The organism is Microbacterium sp. Ru50 (genome assembly GCF_002920555.1).
Taxonomy (GTDB): domain Bacteria; phylum Actinomycetota; class Actinomycetes; order Actinomycetales; family Microbacteriaceae; genus Microbacterium; species Microbacterium arborescens.
This window is the reverse complement of sequence record NZ_PQSV01000001.1, coordinates 242404-267629: the sequence shown is the minus strand read 5'-3', so window position 1 is coordinate 267629 and position 25226 is coordinate 242404. Positions and strand designations below refer to the sequence as shown.

22 protein-coding genes and 1 tRNA gene are annotated in these 25226 nt (G+C 70.0%); 2 read left to right on the top strand and 21 right to left on the bottom strand.

Annotation, left to right across the window (positions count from 1 at the left end):
• Positions 1-29: 29 nt before the first annotated feature.
• The gene (gene polA / locus C3481_RS01160; protein ID WP_071918077.1) at positions 30-2669 is read right to left on the bottom strand and encodes a DNA polymerase I; all 2640 of its coding nucleotides are present in this window, start codon (positions 2667-2669) and stop codon (positions 30-32) included.
• A 58-nt stretch (positions 2670-2727) separates the two neighbouring features.
• On the opposite strand from polA, the gene C3481_RS01155 reads away from it, so the two are divergent.
• Complete coding sequence (locus C3481_RS01155; protein ID WP_103840485.1) at positions 2728-3159, top strand: hotdog fold thioesterase; 432 nt, start codon at positions 2728-2730, stop codon at positions 3157-3159.
• A 63-nt stretch (positions 3160-3222) separates the two neighbouring features.
• Here C3481_RS01155 and C3481_RS01150 read toward each other — a convergent pair whose 3' ends face one another.
• Positions 3223-3840 carry an ANTAR domain-containing response regulator gene (locus C3481_RS01150; protein ID WP_023950638.1) on the bottom strand — a complete coding sequence of 206 codons (618 nt, stop codon included), beginning with the start codon at positions 3838-3840 and terminating at the stop codon, positions 3223-3225.
• Between the two features lie 80 nt (positions 3841-3920).
• On the opposite strand from C3481_RS01150, the gene C3481_RS01145 reads away from it, so the two are divergent.
• Positions 3921-4001: transfer RNA gene (locus C3481_RS01145), tRNA-Leu, on the top strand.
• A gap of 58 nt (positions 4002-4059) precedes the next feature.
• On the opposite strand, the gene pyk is transcribed toward C3481_RS01145, so the two are convergent.
• The 19 genes from pyk to rpoZ all read right to left on the bottom strand — a co-directional run bounded on the left by pyk (position 4060) and on the right by rpoZ (position 25172).
• Complete coding sequence (pyk, locus tag C3481_RS01140; protein WP_103840483.1) at positions 4060-5508, bottom strand: pyruvate kinase; 1449 nt, start codon at positions 5506-5508, stop codon at positions 4060-4062.
• A gap of 44 nt (positions 5509-5552) precedes the next feature.
• The gene (locus C3481_RS01135) at positions 5553-7019 is read right to left on the bottom strand and encodes a glutamate synthase subunit beta (RefSeq protein WP_023950634.1); all 1467 of its coding nucleotides are present in this window, start codon (positions 7017-7019) and stop codon (positions 5553-5555) included.
• Entirely contained in the window at positions 7012-11592 is a 4581-nt protein-coding gene (gltB, locus tag C3481_RS01130; protein WP_103840481.1) for a glutamate synthase large subunit, read from the bottom strand. The genes C3481_RS01135 and gltB overlap by 8 nt, the downstream gene beginning before the upstream one ends.
• A 52-nt stretch (positions 11593-11644) precedes the next feature.
• The gene (lgt, locus tag C3481_RS01125) at positions 11645-12619 is read right to left on the bottom strand and encodes a prolipoprotein diacylglyceryl transferase (protein ID WP_088379973.1); all 975 of its coding nucleotides are present in this window, start codon (positions 12617-12619) and stop codon (positions 11645-11647) included.
• 43 nt (positions 12620-12662) lie between these two features.
• The gene (gene trpA, locus C3481_RS01120; RefSeq protein ID WP_103840479.1) at positions 12663-13457 is read right to left on the bottom strand and encodes a tryptophan synthase subunit alpha; all 795 of its coding nucleotides are present in this window, start codon (positions 13455-13457) and stop codon (positions 12663-12665) included.
• Complete coding sequence (gene trpB, locus C3481_RS01115; protein WP_023950626.1) at positions 13454-14713, bottom strand: tryptophan synthase subunit beta; 1260 nt, start codon at positions 14711-14713, stop codon at positions 13454-13456. Before trpB ends, trpA begins: the two co-directional genes overlap by 4 nt.
• Complete coding sequence (trpC, locus tag C3481_RS01110) at positions 14710-15486, bottom strand: indole-3-glycerol phosphate synthase TrpC (protein ID WP_023950624.1); 777 nt, start codon at positions 15484-15486, stop codon at positions 14710-14712. Before trpC ends, trpB begins: the two co-directional genes overlap by 4 nt.
• A 1-nt stretch (position 15487) precedes the next feature.
• The gene (locus tag C3481_RS01105; RefSeq protein ID WP_023950623.1) at positions 15488-15715 is read right to left on the bottom strand and encodes a DUF6704 family protein; all 228 of its coding nucleotides are present in this window, start codon (positions 15713-15715) and stop codon (positions 15488-15490) included.
• A gap of 47 nt (positions 15716-15762) precedes the next feature.
• Positions 15763-16368, bottom strand: a complete 606-nt coding sequence (locus C3481_RS01100) for a Trp biosynthesis-associated membrane protein (RefSeq protein WP_088379974.1) — start codon at positions 16366-16368, stop codon at positions 15763-15765.
• Positions 16365-16721 (bottom strand): phosphoribosyl-AMP cyclohydrolase, encoded by a 357-nt coding sequence (gene hisI, locus C3481_RS01095; RefSeq protein ID WP_023950621.1) that lies wholly within the window; start codon positions 16719-16721, stop codon positions 16365-16367. The genes C3481_RS01100 and hisI overlap by 4 nt, the downstream gene beginning before the upstream one ends.
• Positions 16718-17482: an imidazole glycerol phosphate synthase subunit HisF gene (gene hisF, locus C3481_RS01090; RefSeq protein ID WP_023950620.1), complete on the bottom strand. Its 765-nt coding sequence runs from the start codon at positions 17480-17482 to the stop codon at positions 16718-16720. Before hisF ends, hisI begins: the two co-directional genes overlap by 4 nt.
• 1 nt (position 17483) lies before the next feature.
• The gene (gene hisG / locus C3481_RS01085; RefSeq protein WP_023950619.1) at positions 17484-18326 is read right to left on the bottom strand and encodes an ATP phosphoribosyltransferase; all 843 of its coding nucleotides are present in this window, start codon (positions 18324-18326) and stop codon (positions 17484-17486) included.
• A gap of 40 nt (positions 18327-18366) precedes the next feature.
• Entirely contained in the window at positions 18367-18630 is a 264-nt protein-coding gene (locus C3481_RS01080) for a phosphoribosyl-ATP diphosphatase (RefSeq protein ID WP_023950618.1), read from the bottom strand.
• Positions 18631-18682: 52 nt separating this feature from the next.
• The gene (gene rpe, locus C3481_RS01075; RefSeq protein WP_023950617.1) at positions 18683-19360 is read right to left on the bottom strand and encodes a ribulose-phosphate 3-epimerase; all 678 of its coding nucleotides are present in this window, start codon (positions 19358-19360) and stop codon (positions 18683-18685) included.
• A 17-nt stretch (positions 19361-19377) separates the two neighbouring features.
• Entirely contained in the window at positions 19378-20730 is a 1353-nt protein-coding gene (locus C3481_RS01070) for a transcription antitermination factor NusB (protein ID WP_023950616.1), read from the bottom strand.
• Positions 20727-21644: a methionyl-tRNA formyltransferase gene (gene fmt, locus C3481_RS01065; protein WP_103840477.1), complete on the bottom strand. Its 918-nt coding sequence runs from the start codon at positions 21642-21644 to the stop codon at positions 20727-20729. Before fmt ends, C3481_RS01070 begins: the two co-directional genes overlap by 4 nt.
• A gap of 8 nt (positions 21645-21652) precedes the next feature.
• Complete coding sequence (locus tag C3481_RS01060) at positions 21653-23617, bottom strand: hypothetical protein (protein WP_103840475.1); 1965 nt, start codon at positions 23615-23617, stop codon at positions 21653-21655.
• Entirely contained in the window at positions 23614-24807 is a 1194-nt protein-coding gene (gene metK / locus C3481_RS01055) for a methionine adenosyltransferase (protein ID WP_023950610.1), read from the bottom strand. Before metK ends, C3481_RS01060 begins: the two co-directional genes overlap by 4 nt.
• Before the next feature lie 110 nt (positions 24808-24917).
• Entirely contained in the window at positions 24918-25172 is a 255-nt protein-coding gene (gene rpoZ / locus C3481_RS01050; RefSeq protein ID WP_023950606.1) for a DNA-directed RNA polymerase subunit omega, read from the bottom strand.
• Positions 25173-25226: the final 54 nt, after the last annotated feature.

Here is a 25226-nt window from a genome sequence, read left to right as displayed (position 1 = left end):
GCCTACTGCGGCACCCCCGCGCGATCAGATCAGTGACCGGCGACGTCCCAGTCGCCGCCGCGACCAATCTGCACGTCGAGAGGGACGGTCAGTTCGGCGGCGTCGCCCATGCGGTCGCGAACGATGCGCTCGGCAGCATCCCACTCCCCCGGCGCGACCTCGACGACGAGCTCGTCATGAATCTGCAGCAGCACGCGGGATCGGAGCCCTTCGGCCTGGAACTCGCGAGCGATGCGGAACAGCGCGATCTTCATGATGTCGGCGGCGCTGCCCTGGATCGGAGCGTTGAGAGCCGCACGCTCCGCGTTCTCGCGCAGGACCCGGTTCGGGCTCGCGAGGTCGGGGAACGGACGGCGCCGGCCGAAGATCGTCTCCGTGTAACCGTCGATGCGGGCCTGCTCAACGCTCGAGCGCAGGTAGTCGCGCACCGCCCCGAAACGGGCGAAGTACTCGAGCATCAACTGCTTGGCCTCGGACTGCTCGATGCGCAGCTGCTTCGAGAGACCGAACGCCGACAGCCCGTAGACGAGCCCGTACGACATGGCTTTGACCTTCGTGCGCATGGCCGGTGTCACGTCGGCCGGCTCGACGCCGAAGACGCGCGCGCCGACGAAGCGGTGGAGATCTTCGCCCGACACGAAGGCCTCGATGAGCCCCGGGTCTTCGGAGAGGTGCGCCATGATGCGCATCTCGATCTGCGAGTAGTCGGCGGTCAGCAGGGTCTCGTATCCCTCGCCGACCTCGAACGCGGCACGGATGCGCCGGCTCTCTTCGTTGCGGATCGGGATGTTCTGCAGGTTGGGATCGGTGCTCGAAAGCCGCCCGGTCTGGCTTCCCGTCTGCACGTAGGTCGTGTGAATGCGGTCGTCTGCGGCGATCGCGGTGTCGAGCGACTCGATGATCTGGCGCAGCTTCGTGGCCTCCCGGTGCTGGAGGAGCAGCTCGAGGAAGGGGTGGGGGTTCGATTCCTGCAGGTCTGCCAGTACGGCGGCATCCGTGGAATAGCCCGTCTTCGTCTTGCGGGTCTTCGGCAGCTGGAGCTGCTCGAACAGCACCTCCTGCAGCTGCTTGGGAGAACCGAGGTTGACCTCGCGCTCGATCGTCGCGTAGGCACGCTGCGCGATGTCGTCAGCGCGCGCTGCGAGCTCGGCGGAGAAGGTGGAGAGCTTCTCGTGCGAGACCGCGACGCCGGCGAGCTCCATATCGGCGAGGGCGTCGAGCGTGGGCAGCTCGATGCCGGTGAGCACCGACAGCACCGAAGCGGGCATCTCCGTGCGCACCGCCTCTGCGACGCGCAGTGCGAACCACGACAGCTGGCCCGGCGTCGCGCCCTCGGTCTCGGGAACGAGCTGGGTCGGGTCGGCTTCGGGCAGTTTCTCGTCGAGATACCGGTGTACGAGGTCGGCGAGGGTCTTGTCGGGAAAGCTCGGCCGGAGGAGCCATCCCGCCAGGATCGGATCGAAGACGAGACCGCCCAGGCGCACCCCGCCACGCCGAAGCGCCTTGACCTGCAGCTTCGCGTCGGAGAGCACCTTCGGCGCGTCGGACTCGAGCCACGGGCGCAAGGCCTCGGCGACGTCGTCGCTCCACGTGGCCTCGACCGCTTCGTCGGCATCGGCCAGGCCGATGCGCTGCGGGAAGCCACCGGCGACCACGACGGTGACGCCGACGTCACCTGTGCGGGCCGCGGCCCAGGCGCCGATGTCGGCGGCGGAGAGCTCGGCGGCGGTCGGCGCCGGAACGGCCGGGGCGGCGGTCTCGACGGCCATCGCGGGATCGGCCCCCGCCGCCTCGAAGACGCGCGGGAGCAGCGTACGGAACTCGAGCCGGGCGAAGATGTCGCGCACCGCCTCGGCGTCGATCGGTCCGACCGCGAGGTCTGCGGGCGTGACTCCGAGCTCGACGTCGCGCAGCAGGCGGTTCAGCGAACGATTGCGCCGAACGTCGTCGAGGTGCTCGCGCAGGTTGCCTCCCACGACACCGCCGATCTTGTCGGCGTTCTCCAGCAGCGCGTCGAGAGATCCCCACTGCGTGAGCCACTTCACCGCGGTCTTCTCGCCGACCTTCGGCACACCGGGAAGGTTGTCGCTCGTCTCGCCCACGAGAGCGGCGATGTCGGGATAGTTCTGCGGCGGCAGCCCGTACTTCTCGACCACTGTCTCAGGGGTGTAGCGCTTGAGCTGAGACACACCCTGGACACTCGGGTAGAGCAGGGTCACGTCGTCGGTGACGAGCTGGATGGTGTCTCGGTCGCCCGAGCAGACGAGGACGTCGAAGCCCTCTGCGGCGCCCTGCGTCGCGAGGGTGGCGAGGATGTCGTCGGCCTCGTAGTCCTCCTTCGTCAGCACCGTCACGTTCATGGCGGCGAGGCACTCCTGCAGCAGCGGGATCTGCCCCTTGAACTCGGCGGGCGACTCGGATCGGTTCGCTTTGTACTCCGTGTACTCGCGGGTGCGGAACGACTGCCGGGAGGTGTCGAAAGCGACGGCCAGGTGCGTCGGCTTCTCCGCCTTGATCAGGTTGACGAACATCGACAGGAAGCCGTAGATGCCGTTGGTGTGCTGGCCGTCCTTCGTGGTGAAGTTGTCGACCGGCAGCGCGAAGAACGCGCGGTAGGCCAGCGAATGGCCGTCGACGACGAGAAGGGTAGGCTTTGGCGAGTCCGTCACCCGTCCAGCCTAACGACGACCACGGACACCACGACCCGCTGCGACCGAGGGGTGGAGCATGCCCGACAACACCGATACCGACACCGGCCTCGCGTGGGCGCAGGGCCGCGGCAAAGGCGCGCTCGCGGAGCGCATGGGAATCGAGTTCACGGAGTTCACCACCCAGCGCTGCGTCGCCACCATGCCCGTCGCGGGCAACACGCAGCCGGTCGGCCTTCTCCACGGCGGTGCGTACGTCGTTCTGGGCGAGTCTCTCGGATCCATGGCGGCCAACATGCACGCCGGTCCGGGCCGGCTCGCCGTGGGTGTCGACATCAACGCCACGCACACCCGCTCGGCGACGAGCGGGATCGTCACCGGGGTCTGCACTCCTCTGCACCTCGGCCGCTCGATGACGGTCCACGAGATCGTCGTCTCCGACGAGCAAGGGCGCCGCTGCTCCACCATCCGCATCACGAACCTCATCAAGGACGCTCCGGCAGCATCCTGATGCGACGACGAAGCCCCCTCCCGATCCGGGAGGGGGCTTTCTCGTCGTCGGCGTCGGCGCGGGTTACTTCTTGGGCGCGAGCTGCTCGATGATCGCCTTGGCAACGTCCTGCATCGTCAGGCGGCGGTCCATCGACGCCTTCTGGATCCAGCGGAACGCCTCGGGCTCGCTCAGACCCATCTTCTCGTTGAGCAGGCCCTTCGCCCGGTCGACCAGCTTGCGGGTCTCGAAGCGCTCGACCATGTCGGCGACCTCGGCCTCGAGGGTGATGATCTGCTCGTAGCGGGCCAGCGCGATCTCGATGGCGGGGAGCAGATCGTTCGGCGTGAACGGCTTGACGACGTAGGCGAGGGCACCCGCCTCGGTCGCCCGCTCGACGAGCTCCTTCTGGCTGAACGCGGTCAGCAGGACGACGGGGGCGATGTGCGCCTTGCCGAGCCGCTCGGCGGCCGAGATCCCATCGAGGACGGGCATCTTGACGTCCATGATCACGAGATCGGGACGAAGCTCGGTCGCGAGCTGGACGGCGGTCTCACCATCTCCGGCTTCACCGACGACGTCGTATCCGTTGTCGCGAAGGATCTCGACGATGTCGAGTCGGATGAGCGACTCGTCTTCGGCCACGACGACACGACGCGGTGCGGGAGCGGCCGACGTGGGGGCCTCTTCTTGCTCTGTCACCTTTCGATCCTACGGTATGGCGTTCCGGCCATGTCTCCGTCGGGCGACGTCGCACGAGGCGGTATTGTCGATGTGCGTGCGCCGGTGTGGCGGAATGGCAGACGCGACCGACTCAAACTCGGTTGTCTTCGGACGTGTGGGTTCGACTCCCACCACCGGCACGACGAAAGGGCGGGCACCTCGTGGAGAGGTGCCCGCCCTTCGGCATTCACGCGGTGGTCACTGGACCGCCTGGTAGATCGGCGCGCGACCGTTGACGGCGTCGCCGATCTTGTGGATGCGGATGTCGTTGGTCGATCCCTGGATTCCGGGAGGGGACCCGGAGATGACGACGACCTTGTCACCGACCTCGGCGAGGCCGTTCGAGAGGAAGTAGTCGTCGACCTGGTGGAACATCAGGTCGGTGTGAGCGACCTGCTCGACCAGGCTGGAGCGAATGCCCCAGGTGAGGGCCATGCGACGACGGATCGCCGGGTCCGGCGTGAACGCGATCATCGGGATCTCGGGGCGCAGCCGCGACATGCGGCGCGCCGTGTCGCCGGACTCGGTGAACATGCAGAGGAACTTCGCCTCGATGAACTGTGCGACCTCCATGGCGGCGAGCGTGATCGCACCGCCCTGCGTGCGCGGCTTCGCCGTCAGCGGTGCGATGCGCTCGAGACCGTGGGTCTCCGTCGAGTCGACGATACGGGCCATGGTCTCGACGACGACGACGGGGTACTTGCCCACGCTCGTCTCGCCCGAGAGCATGACCGCGTCGGCACCATCGAGGACGGCGTTGGCGACGTCGCTCGTCTCGGCGCGCGTGGGCACGGGGTTCTCGATCATCGACTCGAGCATCTGCGTCGCGACGATGACCGGCTTGGCCATGCGGCGGCACAGCGCCACAGCCTTCTTCTGGACGATCGGCACGGCCTCGAGCGGAAGCTCCACGCCGAGGTCGCCGCGCGCGACCATGATGCCGTCGAAGGCGTCGATGATCTCCTCGAGGTTCTCGACCGCCTGCGGCTTCTCGATCTTCGCGATGACGGGGACCTTGCGGCCCTCCACCGCCATGATCTCGTGCACCCGCGTCACGTCCGCGGCGTCGCGCACGAACGAGAGCGCGATGATGTCGGCGCCCTGCTGCAGCCCCCAGCGCAGGTCCGCCTCGTCCTTGTCCGACAGCGCCGGAACGCTCACGGCGACACCGGGCAGGTTGATGCCCTTGTTGTTCGAGACGGGGCCGGCGACGATGACCTTCGTCGTGACGACCGAGCCCTCGACCGACACGACCTCGACGCGGACCTTGCCGTCGTCGATGAGAAGGAAGTCGCCGGGCTTGACGTCCCCGGGCAGGCCCTTGAAGGTCGTCGAGACGATCTCCTTGGTGCCGAGGATGTCATCGGTGGTGATCTTGAAGATGTCGCCGACCGCGAGCTGGTGGGGTCCGTTCTCGAACTTGCCGAGGCGGATCTTCGGCCCCTGGAGATCGACCAGGATCGCCACGGGACGGCCCGCGTCGTCGGCGGCCTTGCGCACGTTGGCCCAGCGGACCTCGTGCTCCGAATAGTCTCCGTGGCTGAGGTTGAATCGGGTCACGTCCACGCCGGCGTCGATGATGGCTCGCACCATCTCGTAGCTGGCTGTGGCCGGTCCCAGGGTGGCGACGATCTTGGCGCGTCTCACTGAATCTCCGGTGGTCTCGGGTCGGGAGGGGGGTTGGGTCCAGCCTATGCCCGCTGGAGCCCGATCGCGACGTCGGTCGGACGCACCGGCGCCGGCAGGTCGGTGTCGCCCATCAGGTAGCGGTCGACGGCGGCTGCCGCAGCGCGGCCCTCCGCGATCGCCCACACGATGAGCGACTGCCCGCGCCCGGCATCGCCGGCCACGAACACGCCCGGCGCGGTCGTCTGGTAGTCGTCGGCACGTTCGACGTTGCCGCGATCGGTGAACACGGTACCCAGCTGGGCCTCCAGCTCGGTGCGCTCCGGGCCGGTGAAACCCATCGCGATCAGGACGAGGTCGGCGGGGATCTCGCGCTCGGTACCGCTCTTGGGGACGCGGCGGCCGTCGACGAACTCGGTCTCGGCCACACGGAGCGCGCGCACCTCTCCCGCCTCGTTCCCGAGGAACTCGACCGTGGACGCGAGGTAGCTGCGCTCACCGCCCTCCTCGTGCGCGGAGGCGACCTCGAAGACGGTCGGCATCATCGGCCAGGGCTGGGTGTCGGGCCGGTCCGACGGCGGCTGCTTGCCGATCGCGAGGTTCGTGACGCTGAGTGCACCCTGCCGGTGAGCTGTGCCGATGCAGTCGGCGCCGGTGTCGCCGCCGCCGATGACGACGACGTGCTTGCCCTCGGCATGGATCTGGTTGGCGACCTGGTCGCCCGCGACCGCCTTGTTCGACTCGACGAGGTACTCCATGGCGAAGTGCACCCCGGCGAGGTCGCGGCCCGGGATGGCGAGGTCGCGCGGCAGCGTCGATCCCGTCGCCACCACGACCGCGTCGTAGCGGGCGCGCAGCGCGTCCCACGAGATGTCTTTGCCGATCTCGACACCGGCGCGGAAACGCGTGCCCTCGTCCTGCATCTGACGCAGACGCGCCTCGATGTGGCGCTTCTCCATCTTGAAGTCGGGGATGCCGTAGCGCAGCAGGCCACCGATACGGTCGTCGCGCTCGTAGACGGCGACGGTGTGACCCGCGCGCGTCAGCTGCTGCGCCGCGGCCAGTCCGGCCGGACCCGAGCCGACGACGGCGACCGTCTTGCCGGTCAGCCGTCCGGGGGGCTCGGCCTCGACCCAGCCGTTCGCGAAGGCCTCGTCGATCGTCGAGACCTCGATCTGCTTGATCGTGACCGGCGGCTGGTTGATGCCCAGCACGCAGGCGCTCTCGCACGGGGCGGGGCACAGCCGGCCGGTGAACTCCGGGAAGTTGTTCGTGGCGTGAAGACGCTCGATGGCCGAACGTCCTTCGCCCCGCCACATGAGGTCGTTCCACTCGGGGATCAGGTTGCCCAGCGGGCATCCCTGATGGCAGAACGGCACGCCGCAGTCCATGCAGCGTCCCGCCTGGCGGCGGAGCACCGCACTGTCGCCGGGCTCGTAGACCTCGCGCCAGTCCATGATGCGGACCGGCACCGGGCGGCGCTTGGGGAGCTCACGCTCCGTGATCTTCAGGAAGCCCTTGGGGTCAGCCACGGGTCACCTCCAGGATGCGGCTCCAGACCTCGTCGCCGTCGGGGTCGAGCCCCTCGGCGGCCGCCGTCTGTCGGGTTTCGAGCACCGCGGCGTAGTCGCGCGGCACCACACGGACGAAGTTGGCGATCTCAGTCTCGAAGTCCTCGAGCAGGCGCGCTGCCAGCTCGGACCCCGTCTCGGCGACGTGGCGCTCGAGCAGATCGCGGAGGATCTCGGCGTCGCCGGATCCCATCTCCTCGAGCACGAGCTCGCCGCTGGCCATCGCCTCGCGGTTCACGTTCGCCGTCTCGAGGCGGTAGACGTAGGCGTTCCCACCCGACATCCCGGCGCCGAGATTGCGCCCGGTGGCTCCGAGGATCACCGCGAGGCCTCCGGTCATGTATTCGAGCGCGTGGTCGCCCACGCCCTCGACGACCGCCGTGGCGCCGGAGTTGCGCACGAGGAACCGCTCCCCCACCACGCCACGCAGGAACATGGTTCCCTGCGTCGCGCCGTAGCCGATGACGTTGCCCGCGATGACGTTCTCGGAAGCGTCGAACGCGGCGTCGCGCGGCGGCCGCACGACGATCTGACCGCCCGAGAGCCCCTTGCCCACGTAGTCGTTCGAGTCGCCCTCGAGGCGCAGCGTGATGCCCGCGGGGAGGAACGCTCCGAACGACTGACCGGCCGAGCCCGTGAGGTTCACCACGATCGAATCCGCCGGAAGGCCGTTCTCGCCGTGAGCCAGCGTGACCCGGTTGCCCAGCATCGTGCCCACGGCACGCTCGGTGTTGCGGATCGGCAGGTCGATCTCGATGTGACCGCCGTGCGCGACGACGTCCTGCGCCTGCTCGATGAGCTGGACGTCGAAGTGCTCGTCGAGCTCGTGGTCCTGCGCGCGGTAGTGACGGCGCGGGGCGTCGTCGGCGAATGCCGGGCCGGTGAGGATCGGTCCGAGGTCGAGGCCGCTCGCCTTCCAGTGCTCAATCGCGCCGTCGACGTCGAGGACGTCGTTGCGTCCGATCGCCTCGTCGAGCGAGCGGAAACCGAGCTCGGCGAGGTACTCGCGGACCTCCTGGGCGATGAACTCCATGAAGTTGACGACGAACTCGGGCTTGCCGGTGAAGCGCTCGCGCAGGACGGGGTTCTGAGTCGCGACGCCCACGGGGCAGGTGTCGAGGTGGCAGACCCGCATCATGATGCAGCCTTCCACGACCAGTGCCGACGTGGCGAAGCCGAACTCCTCGGCGCCGAGCAGCGCCGCGATGACCACATCACGGCCGGTCTTGAGCTGACCGTCGGCCTGCACGACGACGCGGTCGCGCATGTCGTTGAGCATGAGCGTCTGCTGCGTCTCGGCGAGGCCGAGCTCCCAGGGGGTTCCCGCGTGCTTGAGGGAGTTCAGGGGGCTCGCACCGGTGCCGCCGTCATGACCCGACACGAGGATGACGTCGGCGAGGGCCTTGGCGGTACCCGCCGCGACCGCACCGATTCCCGACTGGCTCACGAGCTTGACGTGGACGCGGGCAGCCGGGTTCGCGCGCTTGAGGTCGAAGATCAGCTGCTTCAGGTCTTCGATCGAGTAGATGTCGTGATGCGGCGGGGGTGAGATGAGGCCGACGCCGGGCGTGCCGCCGCGGGTGCGCGCGATCCACGGGTAGACCTTGCCGGGCGGCAGCTGACCGCCCTCGCCGGGCTTGGCGCCCTGGGCGAGCTTGATCTGGATGTCATCGGCGTGCGTGAGGTACATGCTCGTCACACCGAAGCGTCCGGACGCGACCTGCTTGATCGCGCTCCGGCGCTCGGGGTCCAGCAGCCGCTCGACGTCCTCACCGCCCTCGCCGGTGTTGGACTTCGCACCCAGTCGGTTCATGGCGATCGCCAGGGTCTCGTGCGCTTCCTTCGAGATCGAGCCGTAGCTCATGGCCCCGGTCGAGAAACGCTTGACGATCGAGGCCACCGACTCGACCTCGTCGATCGGCACGGGCGGGCGAACGCCCGTGCGCAGCTTGAACATGCCGCGCAGGGTCTTCAGCTCGGCAGCCTGGTCGTCGACGAGCTTGGTGTATTCGCGGAAGATGTCGTATCGGCGCGTCCGCGTCGCGTGCTGCAGCCGGAACACCGTCTCGGGATTGAACAGGTGGGGGGCACCGTCACGGCGCCACTGGTACTCGCCGCCTGTCCACAACCGCTCGTGGGCGCGGACCGCGGCGTCTTCCGGATACGCGTAGGCGTGCCGCGCGGCGTTCTCGGCCGCGATGACCTCGATGCCGATACCGCCGAGCTTCGTCTCGGTGCCGGTGAAGTACTTCGACACGAACTCGTCCGACAGACCGACCGCTTCGAAAACCTGAGCCCCGGCGTACGACGACACCGTCGAGATGCCCATCTTGGACATGATCTTCAGCACGCCCTTGCCGAGCGCGTAGATCAGGTTCTTGACGGCCTTCTCCGGCGAGACACCCGTGATGTATCCCGCCCGGACGAGGTACTCGACCGTCTCCATCGCCAGATAGGGGTTGACCGCGGAGGCGCCGTAGCCGAGGAGCGTCGCGACGTGGTGCACCTCGCGGACGTCTCCGGCCTCGACCACCAGGCCCACCCGCATGCGGGTCTGCTGACGGATGAGGTGGTGGTGCACCGCCGCGAGCATGAGCAGCGACGGGATCGGCGCGAGGTCCTTGTTCGAGTCGCGGTCGCTGAGCACGAGGAACTCCGCGCCGTCCTCGATGGCCTGGTCCGCCTCGGCGCACATCTGGGCGAGGCGCTTCTGCATGCCCTTGTGGCCGGCTTCGACGCGGTACAGGCCGCGGATGGTCACCGACGACCGGCCCTTGAGCGCGGTGTCGATGTGCTGGATCTTCGCGAGCTCGTCGTTGTCGATCACCGGGAAGTCGAGCGTCACGGTGCGCGTGTGCTCCGGGCCCCACGAGAGCAGGTTGGCCTCGGGACCGAGACCGAGCGACAGCGAGGTGACGACCTCTTCGCGGATCGAGTCGAGCGGCGGGTTGGTCACCTGCGCGAACTGCTGCGTGAAGTAGTCGAACAGCAGCCGCGGACGTTCGCTGAGCACCGCAACGGGGGTGTCGCTGCCCATGGCGCCGAGCGGCTCGGCGCCTACCTGCCCCATCGGGGTCAGCAGGATGCGCACCTCCTCCTCGGTGTAGCCGAAGGTGCGCTGACGCCGCGTGATCGAGGCGATCGGGTGCACGATGTGCTCGCGCTCGGGGAGGTCCTTCAGTCGCACGCGACCGGCGTCGAGCCACTCCTGCCACGGATGCAGCGTGGCGAGCTCGCGCTTGATCTCCTCGTCCTCGACGATGCGGCCCGCGGACGTGTCGACGACGAACATGCGACCGGGCTGCAGGCGCCCGCGGCGCTTGATCCGCTCGGGCGCGAAGTCGAGCACGCCGGTCTCGCTGCCGATGACGACGAGTCCGTCGGTGGTCTCGGTCCACCGTCCCGGACGCAGTCCGTTGCGGTCGAGGGTGGCACCGACGAGCGTGCCGTCGGTGAAGATGAGGGCCGCCGGCCCGTCCCACGGCTCCATCTGGATCGAGTGGTAGTCGTAGAACGCCCGCAGATCCGGGTCGATGTCGGTCTGCTTCTCGTATGCCTCGGGCACCATCATCATGACGGCGTGCGGCAGGCTGCGCCCGGTGAGCGTGAGCAGCTCGAGCACCTCGTCGAACGAGGCGGAGTCGCTCGCACCGTCGGTGCAGATCGGCAGCAGCGGCTGCACGTCTCCGAGCAGCTCCGACTCGAGCTGCGACTGCCGGGCCCGCATCCAGTTGCGGTTCCCCTTGACCGTGTTGATCTCGCCGTTGTGGGCGAGCATGCGCAGCGGCTGTGCGAGGGGCCATGACGGGAACGTGTTCGTGGAGTAGCGGGAGTGCACGACCGCCAGCTCCGACGCGAAGCGCTCGTCTTGCAGGTCTGGGTAGAACGGCTCGAGCTGCAGCGTCGTGACCATGCCCTTGTACCCGAGTGTGCGGCTCGAGAGCGAGACGAAGTACGCGTCGTGCTCGTGACGGGCGCGCTTGCGCAGCCGGTAGACGCGTCGGTCGAGCTCGATGCCCGCCAGCGCGGGCGCGTCGCCCACCGCGGGGCGCGACACGAAGAGCTGCTCGAAGGCGGGACGGGCGGCGAAGGCGAGCTTTCCGAGGTTCTCGTCCTCGGTCGGCACCTCGCGCCAGCCCAGGACCGTCAGGCCCTCGGATGCCGCGAGCGTCTCGATGTCGGCCTTGAGCGCCTGACGCTCGTCGGCGTCGCGCGGCAGGAAAGCCATGCCCGCCGCGTATTCGCCGGCGGGCGGCAGGTCGAAGTCGACGACCGCGCGAAGGAATGCGTCGGGCATCTGCGTCAGGATGCCGGCGCCGTCGCCGGTGCCCGCGTCGGAGCCGATCGCGCCGCGGTGCTCGAGGTTGCGCAGCGCCGTCAAGGCGAGCTCGACGATGTCGTGCCCGGCCTCGCCGCGCAGCGTGGCGACCATCGCCAGACCACAAGCGTCCTTCTCGAAGGCAGGGTTGTACATGCCCTGCTGGGGAGGGAAGGAAGCGAATCCGGACTTTTGGGGTCGAGGGCTCGAGGCCATACTGACCGTCCTCACATTGGTGCTGAACCGGGACGACGTCGGCCCTGGGGAACTACTGCTTCGAGGTGACTGCGCTTGTGGCGCTGTCTGCGTGAGCTTCGGGCGTCGGGGGTGCGCTCAGATCCACGAAGTCTTCGGTGCTCTGCGATTGTAGCGCGCTCGGAGCCACCCACTCGCGACCGAGCTGATAAGGCGAAGGCTCGTCGCCGGTGTGGCGGCGCGTCTGGACCACGATGATCGCGATTCCGACGACCACGGCGAAGATCGCCGCCCAGACGTTCGTACGGAGGCCGAGGATGATCTCACTCGGATCGATGCGGATCGACTCCCAGACGATACGGCCTGCCCCGTACCAGACGAGGTACAGACCGAAGAGCTTGCCCCACTGCGCCCACGTCTTGCGGCCGATCCAGAGCAGGACGAGCACGCCCAGGCCGTTCCAGATCACCTCGTAGAGGAAGGTGGGGTGGAAGAGGGTGTCGGGTGCCAGCCCGGCGGGGAACGCCGGGTTGGATCGATCGATCTCGAGGCCCCACGGCAGGTCGGTGGGGAGCCCGAAGAGCTCCTGATTGAACCAGTTGCCGAAGCGCCCCATGGCCTGCGCCAGCAGGATGCCCGGAGCCAGAGCGTCAGCGAAGCTCCAGAACCGGATGCCGGTCCACTTGCAGCCGAGGTAGGCGCCCACCGCGCCGCCGATGAGGGCGCCGAAGATCGCGATGCCCCCCTCCCAGATGAACAGGACGGCCCATGGGTTCTTGTCGGCGCCGAAGTAGAACCCCGGGTGCGTGAGCACGTGGAACGCCCGCGCTCCCACCAAAGCCAGTGGCACGGCCAGCAGTGCGATGTCGATGACGACCCACGGCTCGGCGCCGCGCCGCGTGAGGCGGTAGTTGGTCATCAGGGTCGCGACGATGATGCCGGCGATGATGCACAGGGCGTAGAAGTGGATGCGCAGCGGACCCAGGTCGATGTAGCTCACCGACGGACTCGGGATGCTCGCGACGAGCGTGTGTGCGGCGTGGATCATCGGATCGTCCCTCGGAATTCGGCGGTCGTGCAACCGGAAAAGTCTAGACGCGCGCGCGGGCGGTGCCCGCCGCGAGTGCGCGCGCGGTGTCGGCGAGCCCCGCGACTCCCCCGTCGCGCAGAGCGCGCACGAGCGCGGTTCCGACGATCGCGCCGTCGGCGTAGTCGACGACTCCTGCGACCTGATCGGGCGTGGAGATGCCGATGCCGACGCAGGCGTGGACCGCGCCGAGCTCGCGGAGCCGGCCGACCAGGGTCCGGGCCGCCGCGTCGAGCTCGGTCCGCTCCCCCGTGATGCCCATCGTCGAGACCGTGTACACGAATCCGGTCGAAGCCTCGACGATCATGCGCAGTCGTTCGTCGGTCGACGTGGGGGCCGCGAGGAAGACGCGGTCCAGCCCCGTGCGCTCGGATGCCGCGAGCCAATCGGGCGCGGCATCCGGGGTGATGTCGGGTGTGATCATGCCGGCGCCGCCGGCGGCGGCGAGGTCGTCGGCGAAGCGGTCGACGCCGTACTGCAGCACGGGGTTCCAGTAGGTCATCACGAGGATCGGGATGTCGACGCGCGCCGCGATCGCCCGCACCGCGGTGAAGGTGTCGCGCAGGCGGAAGCCCGCGGCCAGCGCGACCTGCGTCGCCTCCTGGATGACGACGCCGTCCATCACGGGGTCGGAGTACGGGGGTCCGAGCTCGAGCACGTCGGCGCCGGACTCGGCCAGCGCCACGGCCGCCTCGATGCTCGTCTCGAGATCGGGGAAGCCCAACGGGAGGTAGCCCACGAACGCACCACGGCCCTCGGCGTGTGCGGCGTCGATCGCGGCGGCGACGCGGGAGGTCACAGTTCCACTCCCTCGCCCGATGCGGCTTCGTCGTGTCCGGGCTCGACCACCGGCTCGGCGCCGTCGTCGTACAGCTCGAACCAGCGCGCCGCGGTGTCCATGTCCTTGTCGCCACGGCCGGAGAGGTTGACGGCGATGATGGCGTCGGGACCGAGCTCGCGCCCGATCCGCAGGGCGCCGGCGAGGGCGTGAGCCGACTCGATCGCGGGGATGATTCCCTCGGTGCGGCTGAGCAGCCGCAGGGCCTCCATCGCCTCGGTGTCGGTCGCCGGGATGTACGACGCGCGGCCGATCGAGGCGAGCCACGCGTGCTCGGGCCCGACGCCCGGGTAGTCCAGCCCCGCGGAGATCGAATGGGACTCGACCGTCTGACCGTCCTCGTCCTGAAGCACGAAGGTCTTCGCCCCGTGCAGGACGCCCGGGCGCCCCCGCTCGATCGACGCGGCGTGGCGCTCGGTGTCGACGCCGTCACCGGCCGCCTCGACACCGTAGAGGGCGACGCCCTCGTCGTCGAGGAACGCGTCGAACATGCCGATCGCGTTCGAGCCGCCGCCGACGCACGCGACGACGGCATCCGGAAGCCGCCCGGTCTCGGCGAGGAGCTGCTCGCGGGCCTCTTCGGAGATGATCTTCTGGAAATCGCGCACCATCGCGGGGAACGGATGCGGCCCCGCCGCCGTGCCGAAGATGTAGTTGGTGGTCTCGACCGAGGCGACCCAGTCGCGGTACGCCTCGTTGATCGCATCCTTGAGGGTGCGCGACCCCGTCGTGACCGGAACGACCTCGGCGCCGAGCAAGCGCATGCGCGCGACGTTCAGCGCCTGCCGCTCGGTGTCGACCTCGCCCATGTAGATCGTGCAGTCGAACCCGAACAGGGCGGCTGCCGTCGCCGTCGCGACGCCGTGCTGACCGGCGCCGGTCTCGGCGATGACGCGGGTCTTGCCGAGACGCTTCGTCAGCATCGCCTGGCCGATGACGTTGTTGATCTTGTGCGAGCCCGTGTGATTGAGGTCCTCGCGCTTGAGGAAGACCCGCGCGCCACCCGCGTGCTCCGCGAAGCGGGGCACTTCGGTCAGCGCCGAGGGACGACCCGCATAGGTCGCGAGAGTGCGCGCCAGCTCGGCCGCGAACTCCGGGTCGGCCATCGCCGACTCGTAGACCGCCGTGAGCTCGTCGATCGCGGCGATGAGGGACTCGGGCATGAACCGGCCGCCGAACTCGCCGAAGAAGGGACCGTGCTGTTCTCGCAGGCTCACGCGCCGGCCTCCAGGAATGCGTGCAGGGTGGTCACCGGGTCGTTGGTCACGAGCGCCTCGCCGATCAGGACGGCGTCAGCACCGGCACGACGATAATGGGCCACGTCGTCGGGTGTGAGGACGGCGGACTCCGCGATCTTCACGGCGTCAGCGGGAAGGTGCTCGACGAGCCGGCCGAAGAGGTCGCGGTCGAGCTCGAACGTCGACAGGTTGCGCGCGTTGACGCCCACCAGACGCGCGCCGATGTCGGCGGCGCGGTGCACCTCGTCGAGCGAGTGGGTCTCGACCAACGGCGTCATGCCGAGTTCGAGCACGAGCTCGTGGAGCTCGGCCAGCACCGGCTGCTCGAGCGCGGCGACGATGAGGAGGACCAGGTCCGCGCCGGCCGCGCGCGCTTCGAACACCTGATAGGCGCCTGCGATGAAGTCCTTGCGGAGAACGGGGATCGACACCTCCGCCCGAACGGCCTCGAGGTCGGCCAGGCTTCCTTTGAAGCGCCGCCCCTCGGTCAGCACCGAGATGACGGAAGCGCCGCCCTCTTGATAACGCGCCGCTTGGAAGGCGGGATCCGGGATCGCGGCGAGGTCGCCCCGAGAGGGGCTCGCCCGCTTGACCTCGGCGATGATCTTGACCCGCTCGGCGGGCGCGAGCGCCGCGAGGGCGTCCCGGGCCGGAGCCTGAGCGAGCGCGTCGCGCTCGACGACGGCGAGGGGCCGCTCGGCCGCACGGGCCTCGGCATCCTCGACGGCGCCGGCCGTGAGACCGGCCAGCACGTCAGTGCGCTTTCGGGGTGTACTTGTCGCCGTACGCGCCGTAGCCGGCCTTCGCCATGGCCCAGCCGACGATCAGGCCGACGACGAGAAGACCCGCGGAGGCCCAGACGAGCACCGGCATATCGAGCCAGAAGAACAGGGTGCCCAGCGCGAACGCCAGGAGCATGATCACCACAGCGGTCCACGCCGCCGGGGAGTGTCCGTGGCCGGGGTCGCCGATGTTGCTCATTGTTCTCCTTCGCGGGATTTCTCGGGCTGAGGTCAGTCTACCGGGGCTCAGACAGTTGGATCGGACCCGCGGCTGAGGTCATCCCAGGAATCGATCGGATCGTGCGAATCATGCGGCCGCGACCCGCCCGGGCGCTGGGCCTCGGCAGCGGCGTCGGTGCGGTAGCGGCGCGCCGTGCTGCGCCACGAGCGTGCCGTCACGAGGGTGAGCACGCCGCCTGCGCACACCGCCGCCGCGCCGACCGCCGTGATCCACGGCCAGGCGGTGACGGTGATCGCCGACACGAGTGTTCCGACCGCCTCGACCCCCGCCAGGCCCGTCGCGTCGGCGACGACGCTCACTACCGCCTCCGGCGGTGCGGTGAGGGCGATGCGCAGTGACTCGACGAGGAGGGAAGCGCCGATGAGCACCCCGATGACCCCGAAGGCGTAACGGAGGACCGTGCCGACGATCGAGAGCGCGAGGCCGAGAGCCAGGGCCGCCAGCCCGAGCGGGGTGACGAGCGGAAGCGCCTCGGTGCCGGGCACGGGGAGAACCGCTTGAGCACCGTCGCGCAGCGTCGCCTCGAGCCACGGCTGCGTCGCGCCGATGACCGCGAGGCCGCCGCCGACGACGGCCGCGAGCACGGCGATCATGCGGGAACGGCGTCTCATGACACCGCGACGACCGGGTCGAGGTCGTCCGCGTCGAAGCACGTCCGGGTGCCGGTGTGGCATGCCGCACCCACCTGCTCGACGAGCAGGAGCACCGCGTCGCCGTCGCAGTCGAGCCGCGCGCCGCGGACGAGCTGGATGTGGCCGGAGGTGTCGCCCTTGCGCCAGTATTCCTGGCGCGAGCGCGACCAGTACGTTACGCGCCCGCTCGTGAGCGTGCGGCGCAGCGCCTCGGCATCCATCCACGCGAGCATGAGGACCTCGCGCGTGTCGTGCTGCTGCACGATCGCCGCGACGAGCCCGTTCGCATCGAACGAGACCCGGGCGATGCGTTCGTCGATGCTCTCGGTCATCGCCGCACCTCGATGCCTTCAGCGGTCAGCGCATCCTTCACGTCGCCGATCGTGAGCTGGCCCGAGTGGAACACGGATGCCGCGAGCACGGCATCCGCGCCCGCTTCGATGGCCGGGACGAAGTGCTCGGTCGCTCCGGCACCGCCCGAGGCGATCACGGGAACGGACGATGCCTCGCGCATCAGCGAGATGAGCTCGAGGTCGAACCCGTCCTTGGTGCCGTCGGCGTCGATGGAGTTGACGAGCAGCTCCCCCGCACCCCGCTCGATCGCCTCGCGCGCCCACGCGAGGGCGTCTATGGCGGTGGCGGAGCGCCCGCCGTGGGTCGTGACGACGAAGCCCGACTCCGTGCCCGGCGCACGCTTGACGTCGAGCGAGAGCACCAGGACCTGCGCGCCGAAGCGGTCGGCGATCTCGCCGATGAGGTCGGGGCGGGCGATGGCCGCCGAGTTGACGCCGACCTTGTCGGCACCGACCGAGAGCAGACGCGCGACGTCGTCGACCGAGCGCACACCGCCCCCGACCGTGAGCGGGATGAACACCTGCTCCGCCGTGCGACGGACGACGTCATACGTCGTCGCTCGGCCATCGACGGTCGCGGTGACGTCGAGGAAGGTCAGCTCATCGGCCCCCTGCTCGAAGTACAGCCGGGCGAGCTCTACCGGATCGCCCATGTCGCGCAGGTTCTCGAAATTGACTCCCTTGACCACGCGCCCCGCGGCGACGTCGAGGCACGGGATGACGCGGCGTGCCAGCGTCATGTCAGAGCCTCGCGTTGTGGATCGCGGTGACGAGGATCGCACGTGCGCCGATCGCGTAGAGCTCGTCCATCGTGGTGTTCACGCTCGCGCGCGGCACCATCACCCGCACCGCGACCCACTCGGGGTCGCGCAGCGGCGAGATCGTGGGCGATTCGATGCCGCCGGCGATCGCGACGGCCTCGTCGACGAGGGCGGCCGGCAGGTCGTAGTCCACCAGCACATAGCGTCGCGCCACGAGCACGCCGCGGAGCCGGCGCAGCAGCCGCTCGGTGCCATCGGCATCGTGTGGGCCGGCGATGAGGACGGCCTCGGAACGCAGGATCTCGGGGCCGAACACCTCGAGCCCGGCCTGACGGAGGGTGGTGCCGGTCTCGACGACGTCGGCGACGGCGTCGGCGACGCCGAGGCGCACCGCCGACTCCACGGCACCGTCGAGCGGCACGAGGTCGACGGCGATCCCGCGCTCGTCGAGGAACGCATCGACGAGTCCGGGGTACGACGTGGCGATGCGCTTGCCCGCGAGCTCGGCGACGTCGGCGAACGTTCCCGTCGGCGCAGCGAAGCGGAAGGTCGAACCGGCGAAGCCGAGCCGCTCGATCTCACGTGCGCCCGGCATGCGGGCGTCGAGCAGCAGGTCGCGACCGGTGATGCCGACGTCGAGGGCACCCGAGCCGACGTAGGTGGCGATGTCCTTCGGTCGCAGGTAGAAGAACTCGACCTCGTTGACGGGGTCGATGACGTGGAGGTCCTTCGAGTCGCGGCGTCCGGTGTAGCCGGCCTCGGCCAGCATCTCGGCGGCGGTCTCGGCGAGCGATCCCTTATTCGGGACGGCGATGCGCAGCATGGGGGTCTTTCTGTCTCGGAGCGGGAGGGCGGGGCGTCGCTCAGAGATGTCGGTAGACGTCTTCGGGGCTCAGACCTTTGCTGATCATGAGCACCTGCAGGTGATAGAGCAGCTGCGAGATCTCCTCGGCCGTCTCGGCGTCGGACTGGTACTCGGCCGCCATCCAGACCTCGGCGGCCTCTTCGACGATCTTCTTGCCGATGGCATGCACACCGCGGTCGAGCTGCGCGACCGTGCCCGAGCCCTCGGGCCGCGTCTCGGCGATTGAGGTCAGCTCTGCGAACAGCGCGTCGAACGTCTTCACCTAGCCAGGGTACCGGCCCGCGACGGGCGCTCCGACCGCAGTGGCCGATGGATCAGTGGCGGTGCGCCCGCTGGGCCCGGTCGCGCAGGCTCGCGATCGCGGCATCCGGATCGGCAGCGCCGAACACCGCCGAACCGGCCACGAACGTGTCGGCTCCGGCCTCGGCCGCCTGTGCGATCGTCGACTCGGAGATCCCGCCGTCGACCTGCAGCCAGACCGAAGACCCGCGCCGGCGCGTCTCGTCGGCGAGTCGACGGAGCTTCGGCATCTGGTCGGCCATGAAGCTCTGCCCCCCGAAACCCGGTTCGACCGTCATCACGAGGATCTGGTCGAACTCGTCGAGGACGTCGAAGAGTCCCTCGACAGGCGTCGCGGGCTTGACGGCGACGCCGGCACGCGAGCCGATCGACCGCAGCCGGCGGGCGAGCGCGACGGGATCCGTGGCGGCCTCGAGATGGAAGGTGACGCTCGCCGCCCCGAGCTCGGCGTAGCCGGGACCCCAGCGGTCGACGTCCGAGATCATCAGGTGGACGTCGAGCGGAACGGGACTCGTGGCCTGGATCCGTTCCACCATCTGCGGCCCGAACGTCAGGTTCGGGACGAAGTGGTTGTCCATGACATCGACGTGCACGAAGTCGGCCGACCGGATGCGGCCGAGCTCAGTCTGCATGTTCACGAAGTCGGCGGCCAGGATGCTGGGGTTGATGCGCAGGGCGTCGGCGTCGCTCACGCCCCCATTATCGCCGGTCACGGCTTCTGCAGGAGCGTGATGGACATCGCATCGGTGCCGTGCCGGTGCGGCCACAGCTGAGCGCGGCCCGACCCGTCCTGCTGGTCGGGCAGGTCGATGTCTCCCCGACTGACCGCCCGGACGACCTCGCGGGCATCGAGCTCCCGGAGATCGGGGTGGGCGGCTCGCACGTCGGCGACGACCACCGCGGTCTCGGCGAGGTGCGGGGAACAGGTCACATAAGCCACGAGCCCGCCCGGGGCCAGCGCTGCGACGGCGGCGGAGAGCAGTTCGCGCTGGAGGGCGCTGAGATCGGGGACATCCGCGGGGCTCTTGCGCCAGCGCGCCTCCGGCCGGCGACGGAGCGCGCCGAGCCCCGTGCAGGGCGCATCGACGAGGATGCGGTCATAACGACCTCGGCCGGCACGCTCGCGCCCGTCCTCCTCCGACACCGGCACCTCGAGCGGAACGCCGGCGACCGAGGATCGAACGAGACGTGCGCGCGCAGGCGAGATCTCGTTGGCTTCGAGCACGGCCCCGCCCGCCAGGGCCTCGGCGGCCAGGACAGCGGTCTTGCCGCCCGGCGCGGCGCACAGATCGAGCCAGCGCTCACCGCCGCGGACCGGGAGCGCGCGCGACAGCGCGAGCGCCGCGAGCTGGGAACCCTCGTCCTGGACGCGGATGCGGCCCTCCGCGCGACGCACCAGCGGCTCGGGGTCGCCGCCGTCGAGGCGGAAGCCGAGCGGTGAGTACGGGGTCCGCGTCCGGTCGGCCGGGAGGTCTGCGAGGCCCGGAAGCGCAGTCATGGTGACACTCGGCGAGACGTTGTCGGCCGCCAGCAGCTCGTCGAGTTCCTCTGCACGCCCCTCGGCCGCGAGCGCCCGACGGAACGCGCGGATGACCCACACCGGGTGGGAGAAGCGCAGGCCGAGCCGCTCGTCGTCGGATCGAGCACCGGCATCCACCCGCTGCAGCCAGTCCCCCGGGTTGTCCCGGGCGATGCGCCGCAGGACCGCGTTGGCGAAGCCGGCCGCGTTCGCCGCCCCCGCGCGGCGTACGAGCTCGACGCTCTCGTTCACCGCGGCGTGAGACGCGACCCTCGTCGAGAGCAGCTGGTGGACGCCGAGGCGCAGCGCGTCGCGCACAGGCGGATCGATCGTGTCGATCGAGCGCCCCGATGCCTGCTCGATGATCGCATCGTAGGTTCCCTGGCGGCGCAGAGTGCCGTACGTCAGCTCGGTGGCGAGGCCGGCGTCGGCGGGGCTGAGTCCCGCCCGCCGGAGCTCCTGCGGCAGGAGGAGGTTCGCGTACGCGTCGGAGTCGGCCACCGCGCGCAACACGTCGAACGCGACGCGACGTGCGGGGTTCACGAACCCGCCTCGATGCTCTCGGCGCGCAGCCCTCGCCACCAGTCGGGAGCCGGCATGGCGCCGCGGCCCGCGGGCTGCACCGACAGGAGCGAGATCGTTCCGTCCGCGGTTCCGACGAGCACGTCTTTGCCGACGAGGCGGATCTCGCGCGGAGCGAGCGGGGCATCCGGTCCGCGGCGTGCCGCCAGCACCTTCAGCCGCTGACCGGCGATGGTGGTGTGCGCACCGGGCTCGGGGGTCGTACCGCGGAAGCGATCGAGCACCGTATCGGCGGGCAGCGCGAAATCGAGGAGTCCGTCGGCGAGCGTCAGCTTGGGCGCGAGGGACGCCTCGCCCACTTGCGGGACGGCATTCGCGGCACCGTCGGCAATGGCGTCGACGACACCCGCGAGGGTGTCTGCGCCGAGGTCGGCAAGCGCCGCCAGGAGGTCACCGGCGGTGGCTCCGCGATCCACCGGGTGTCGGGTCTGTGCGAAGACATCGCCCGCGTCCAGCTCGGGGACGAGCTGGAACACGCTCACGCCGCTGACCCGGTCGCCCGCGATGAGCGAATGCTGCACGGGCGCGGCGCCTCGCCAGGCCGGCAGCAGTGAGAAGTGAAGGTTGATCCACCCGTGAAGCGGTGCCGACAGCAGCGGCTCGCGCACGAGTCCGCCGTACGCGACGATGACGCCGAGGTCGGCGCCCCATGACGTGATCGTCTCGGTCGCCTCGGCATCGAGCCGGTCGGTCTTCAGCACCGGCAGGCCGAGCTCGGCCGCGAGAGATCCGACCGGCGACGGCGTCAGCACGCGCTTGCGCCCGAGCGGCGCATCGCGGCGCGTGACGACGCCCACGATCTCGTGCCGCGACGCGGCGAGTCGTCTGAGCGATGGCAGGGCGGGTTCCGGGGTCCCGGCGAAGACGATGCGCATGGCGCTCCTCACAGATCGAGATCGGGCACGTCGAGACGTGCTCTGAGTGTATTGCGCTGTCCTGACGGCGCCCCGCGCCGACGCCGCCCCCGCAGCGCCGCAGCGACGACCGACGCCCGAAGCGACTCGGCCACCGCGCGCCCCAGCGCGTACTCGAACCGCACGAGCGCGCGGACCGAGTCCTCGCGCGCCACGGGCCCGAGAATCGATGTCTCGGTCAGCGCCGGCACATCGGCCCGCAGCTGCGCGATCGCTTCGGCGACGGCTGCCGCGGTTCCTTCCACCGCCGCGACGCGGACGGTCGGCGGCATGTGGAGCGGGGCCCGCTCGGCGAGCTCCGCTCGGGCGTACGCCGGTTGCGTCCAGGTCGCGAGCGCGCGCGCAGCGGGCCCGGCCACACCGACGAGATGCACGGGAGCGCCGGGTGCCGCGAGAGCCGCGGCATCGGACCACCAGCGCAGACACGCCTCGGCGATCCTCAGCTGCTCGGTCATCAGCATCCGATCGCCGTCGAGCAGGATGACGGCCCGGTACCCGCCGGTGGCGAACGGCTCCGCGCCGCGCGTCGCGATCACGAGGGCGGGTCTCGCATCGACGTGGGTGACCTGATGCTCGCCGTCGGACACGATGACGCGGGTGTTCGGGAACGCGCGTCCGAGTTCGTCGGCGGTCCGCTCGCTCCCCGACGACGCCATCCGCAGGCGCTGGGATGCGCAGGAGGAGCAGGCCCACGCGGGAGCGGCTCGTCCGCACCAGGCGCACTCGGGCACGGCGCCCGGACGACGCGCGCGCAGCGGTCCGGCGCACTGGGCGCAGCGCGCCGGCGTGCGGCAGTCGGCGCACACCAGCACCGGGGCGTACCCGGGGCGCGCGACCTGCACCAGGACGGGGCCGTGCGTCAGCGCCTCGCGCGCCGCGGCGAACGCAGCCGAGGGCACGCGCGTGCCCCGCGACTCGCCCTCCCGCGTCGCCGACAGCACGACCCGGGGGCTCTCGCGGCGGCGAGCCGGAATGTCGCGCACCCAGCCCAGTGCCACGAGACGCTCGACGTCGGTCGTGCGCGTCAGCCCGGCGAAGACCAGCGCGCATGCCTGGAGCTCCTGCCGGACGAGCGCGGCGTCGCGCGCGTGCACACCCGGGCTCAGCGGCTCAGCAAGCAGCGGGTCGCCGTCGTCCCACAGGAGGACCGCGCCGACATCGTGAGCGGGCGCGTACACGCTCGACCGATTGCCCACCACGATGCACGGCACCGCCGCCAGCAGACGCAGATATCCGGCGTAACGCTCCGGGCCGGATCGGCGCGCGTCGTCCCGCACCACCGCGGCGTCGTCGACGCGACGGGCGAGGACGGCCAGCACGTGAGCCTCGTCGCGGTGATCGGGAACCACGACGATCGCGCTCCTGCCCTGCGCGAGCGTGAGCACCGCGAGCGCGGCCAGCAGCTCGGCCCATGCCGGGACATCGTCGGCCGGGCGCGGCGGAGCGTCGACGGCCACGCGCTCGCCGCCGGCGACAGCGCTCTCGAGGTCGGGATACGCGGCAGCGGTCTCGCGCGCCCAGGCGAGAGCGTCGGCGCTCACGACGGGGGCTTCGGGCGGCCCGGCGGCGGCCCACGCCTTCTCGGCCCGCACCATCCGTTTCGGGATGACCAGCCGCAGGACATCGCTTGCCGACCCCGCGGCCCGGTCGGCAACGCGACGTGCGTGGGCGTAGAGCCGGTCGGGCAGCACCTCGACGGGCGACACGACCTCCTCGAGTTCCGACAGCGGCCGATCGCCGTCGGTCTCGTCGCCGAGCTCGACGAGATAGCCCTCGACGGTGCGCCCGACGGTGCGAAGCGGCACCTTCACCCGCACACCGGGCATCGCTGCCTCGCGGAGGAGGTCGGGCACGACGTAGTCGAACAGACGGTCGAGCTGCGGCAGCGGCGAATCGATGAGCACTCGAGCGACCCGCCGGGGCGCGTCGCTCACAGCCCCGCTGCGGCGCGCAACTCCTCGACGCGGTCGGTGCGCTCCCAGGTGAACTCGGGCAGCTCCCGGCCGAAGTGGCCGTAGGCGGCGGTCTTCGCGTAGATCGGCCGCAGCAGGTCGAGACGGTCGATGATCGCCTGCGGTCGGAGATCGAACACGTCGCGGATCGCCGCGGAGATCACCTCGTCGGCGACGTGGCCCGTTCCGAACGACTCGACGTAGAGACCGACGGGAGCGGCACGCCCGATCGCATACGCGACCTGGACCTCGAGGCGGTCGGCGAGCCCTGCGGCGACGGCGTTCTTCGCGACCCAGCGCATCGCGTAGGCGGCGGAGCGGTCGACCTTGGACGGGTCTTTGCCGCTGAAAGCTCCTCCCCCGTGCCGCGCGGCCCCGCCGTACGTGTCGATGATGATCTTGCGACCGGTCAGGCCCGCGTCGCCCTTGGGCCCGCCGACGACGAAGGGACCGGCCGGGTTGATGACGTACTCGACGTCCGAGATATCGAGGCCGGTCTCTGCGAGGACGGGCTCGATGACCTCTGCCTGCACGGCGGCGCGCAGCGCAGGGAGGGAGATGTCGGGCTGATGCTGCGTCGAGAGGACCACGGTCTCGACCGTCCGGGGCACGGCCCCTTCGTAGCCGAGCGTCACCTGCGTCTTGCCGTCGGGTCGCAGGAACGGCAGCGCGCCCGTGCGACGGGCCGACGTCAGGCGCTCGGCGATGCGGTGCGCCGTCCAGATCGCCATCGGCATCAGCTGCGGGGTCTCATTGGTGGCGTAGCCGAACATGATTCCCTGGTCGCCCGCGCCGAGCGCATCGGTCGGGTCGATCGATCCCTGCTCGCGGTGCTCGAGGGCGTTGTCGACACCCGCGGCGATATCGGAGGACTGCTCGCCGATCGACACCGTCACACCGCACGAGTCGCCGTCGAACCCGGTCTCACTCGAGGTGTATCCGATGCGGTTGACCACGCCGCGGACGATGCCGGGGATGTCGGCGTAGCCGTCGGTGCGAACCTCGCCGGCGACGTGCACGAGCCCGGTCGTCACGAGGGTCTCGACCGCGACGCGCGAGCCGGGATCGACCGTCAGCAGAGCGTCGAGGATGCTGTCGGAGATCTGGTCGCAGATCTTGTCGGGATGCCCCTCGGTGACGGACTCGGACGTGAACAGGCGCAGCTGGCTCATCGGGGCTCCCTGTGTGATGGAACGGGGCGGGATCGGGACGGAGACGATTCTGCCCGCGGCGGCCGACATCCGGCTGCCGCGGGCAGAAATGTGACGGGTCTACCGCCGGATCAGTCGAGCGAACGCAGGCGCAGCTTGTCCTCGTGGATCTCGTGCATCGCGATCGTCAGCGGCTTGTCCTCGACCGACGAGTCGACGAGCGGACCGACGTTGTCGAACAGGTTGCCCTCGTGAAGGTCGGAGTAGTAGTCGTTGATCTGGCGCGCACGCTTGGACGCGTAGATGACCAGCTGGTACTTCGAGTCGACCTTGTCGAGCAGGGCGTCGATGGGCGGGTCGATGATGCCTTCGTTGCTTCCGGCCATGGCGGATCCTTCCGGGATCGATGTCGGTGGAGAGTCTGCTGCCGCGCCGCAGGC

Bases quoted from the DNA above. Each gene is read 5' to 3' on its own strand.
- hisG (WP_023950619.1), bottom strand. From the start codon at position 18,326: ATGCTGCGCATCGCCGTCCCGAATAAGGGATCGCTCGCCGAGACCGCC.
- hisF (WP_023950620.1), bottom strand. From the start codon at position 17,482: ATGACGCTGGCACGCCGCGTCATCCCGTGCCTCGACGTCGCCGCGGGG.
- metK (WP_023950610.1), bottom strand. From the start codon at position 24,807: ATGAGCCAGCTGCGCCTGTTCACGTCCGAGTCCGTCACCGAGGGGCAT.
- C3481_RS01100 (WP_088379974.1), bottom strand. From the start codon at position 16,368: ATGAGACGCCGTTCCCGCATGATCGCCGTGCTCGCGGCCGTCGTCGGC.
- C3481_RS01155 (WP_103840485.1), top strand. From the start codon at position 2,728: ATGCCCGACAACACCGATACCGACACCGGCCTCGCGTGGGCGCAGGGC.
- rpoZ (WP_023950606.1), bottom strand. From the start codon at position 25,172: ATGGCCGGAAGCAACGAAGGCATCATCGACCCGCCCATCGACGCCCTG.
- C3481_RS01105 (WP_023950623.1), bottom strand. From the start codon at position 15,715: ATGAGCAACATCGGCGACCCCGGCCACGGACACTCCCCGGCGGCGTGG.
- lgt (WP_088379973.1), bottom strand. From the start codon at position 12,619: ATGATCCACGCCGCACACACGCTCGTCGCGAGCATCCCGAGTCCGTCG.
- gltB (WP_103840481.1), bottom strand. From the start codon at position 11,592: ATGGCCTCGAGCCCTCGACCCCAAAAGTCCGGATTCGCTTCCTTCCCT.
- hisI (WP_023950621.1), bottom strand. From the start codon at position 16,721: ATGACCGAGAGCATCGACGAACGCATCGCCCGGGTCTCGTTCGATGCG.
- fmt (WP_103840477.1), bottom strand. From the start codon at position 21,644: ATGCGCATCGTCTTCGCCGGGACCCCGGAACCCGCCCTGCCATCGCTC.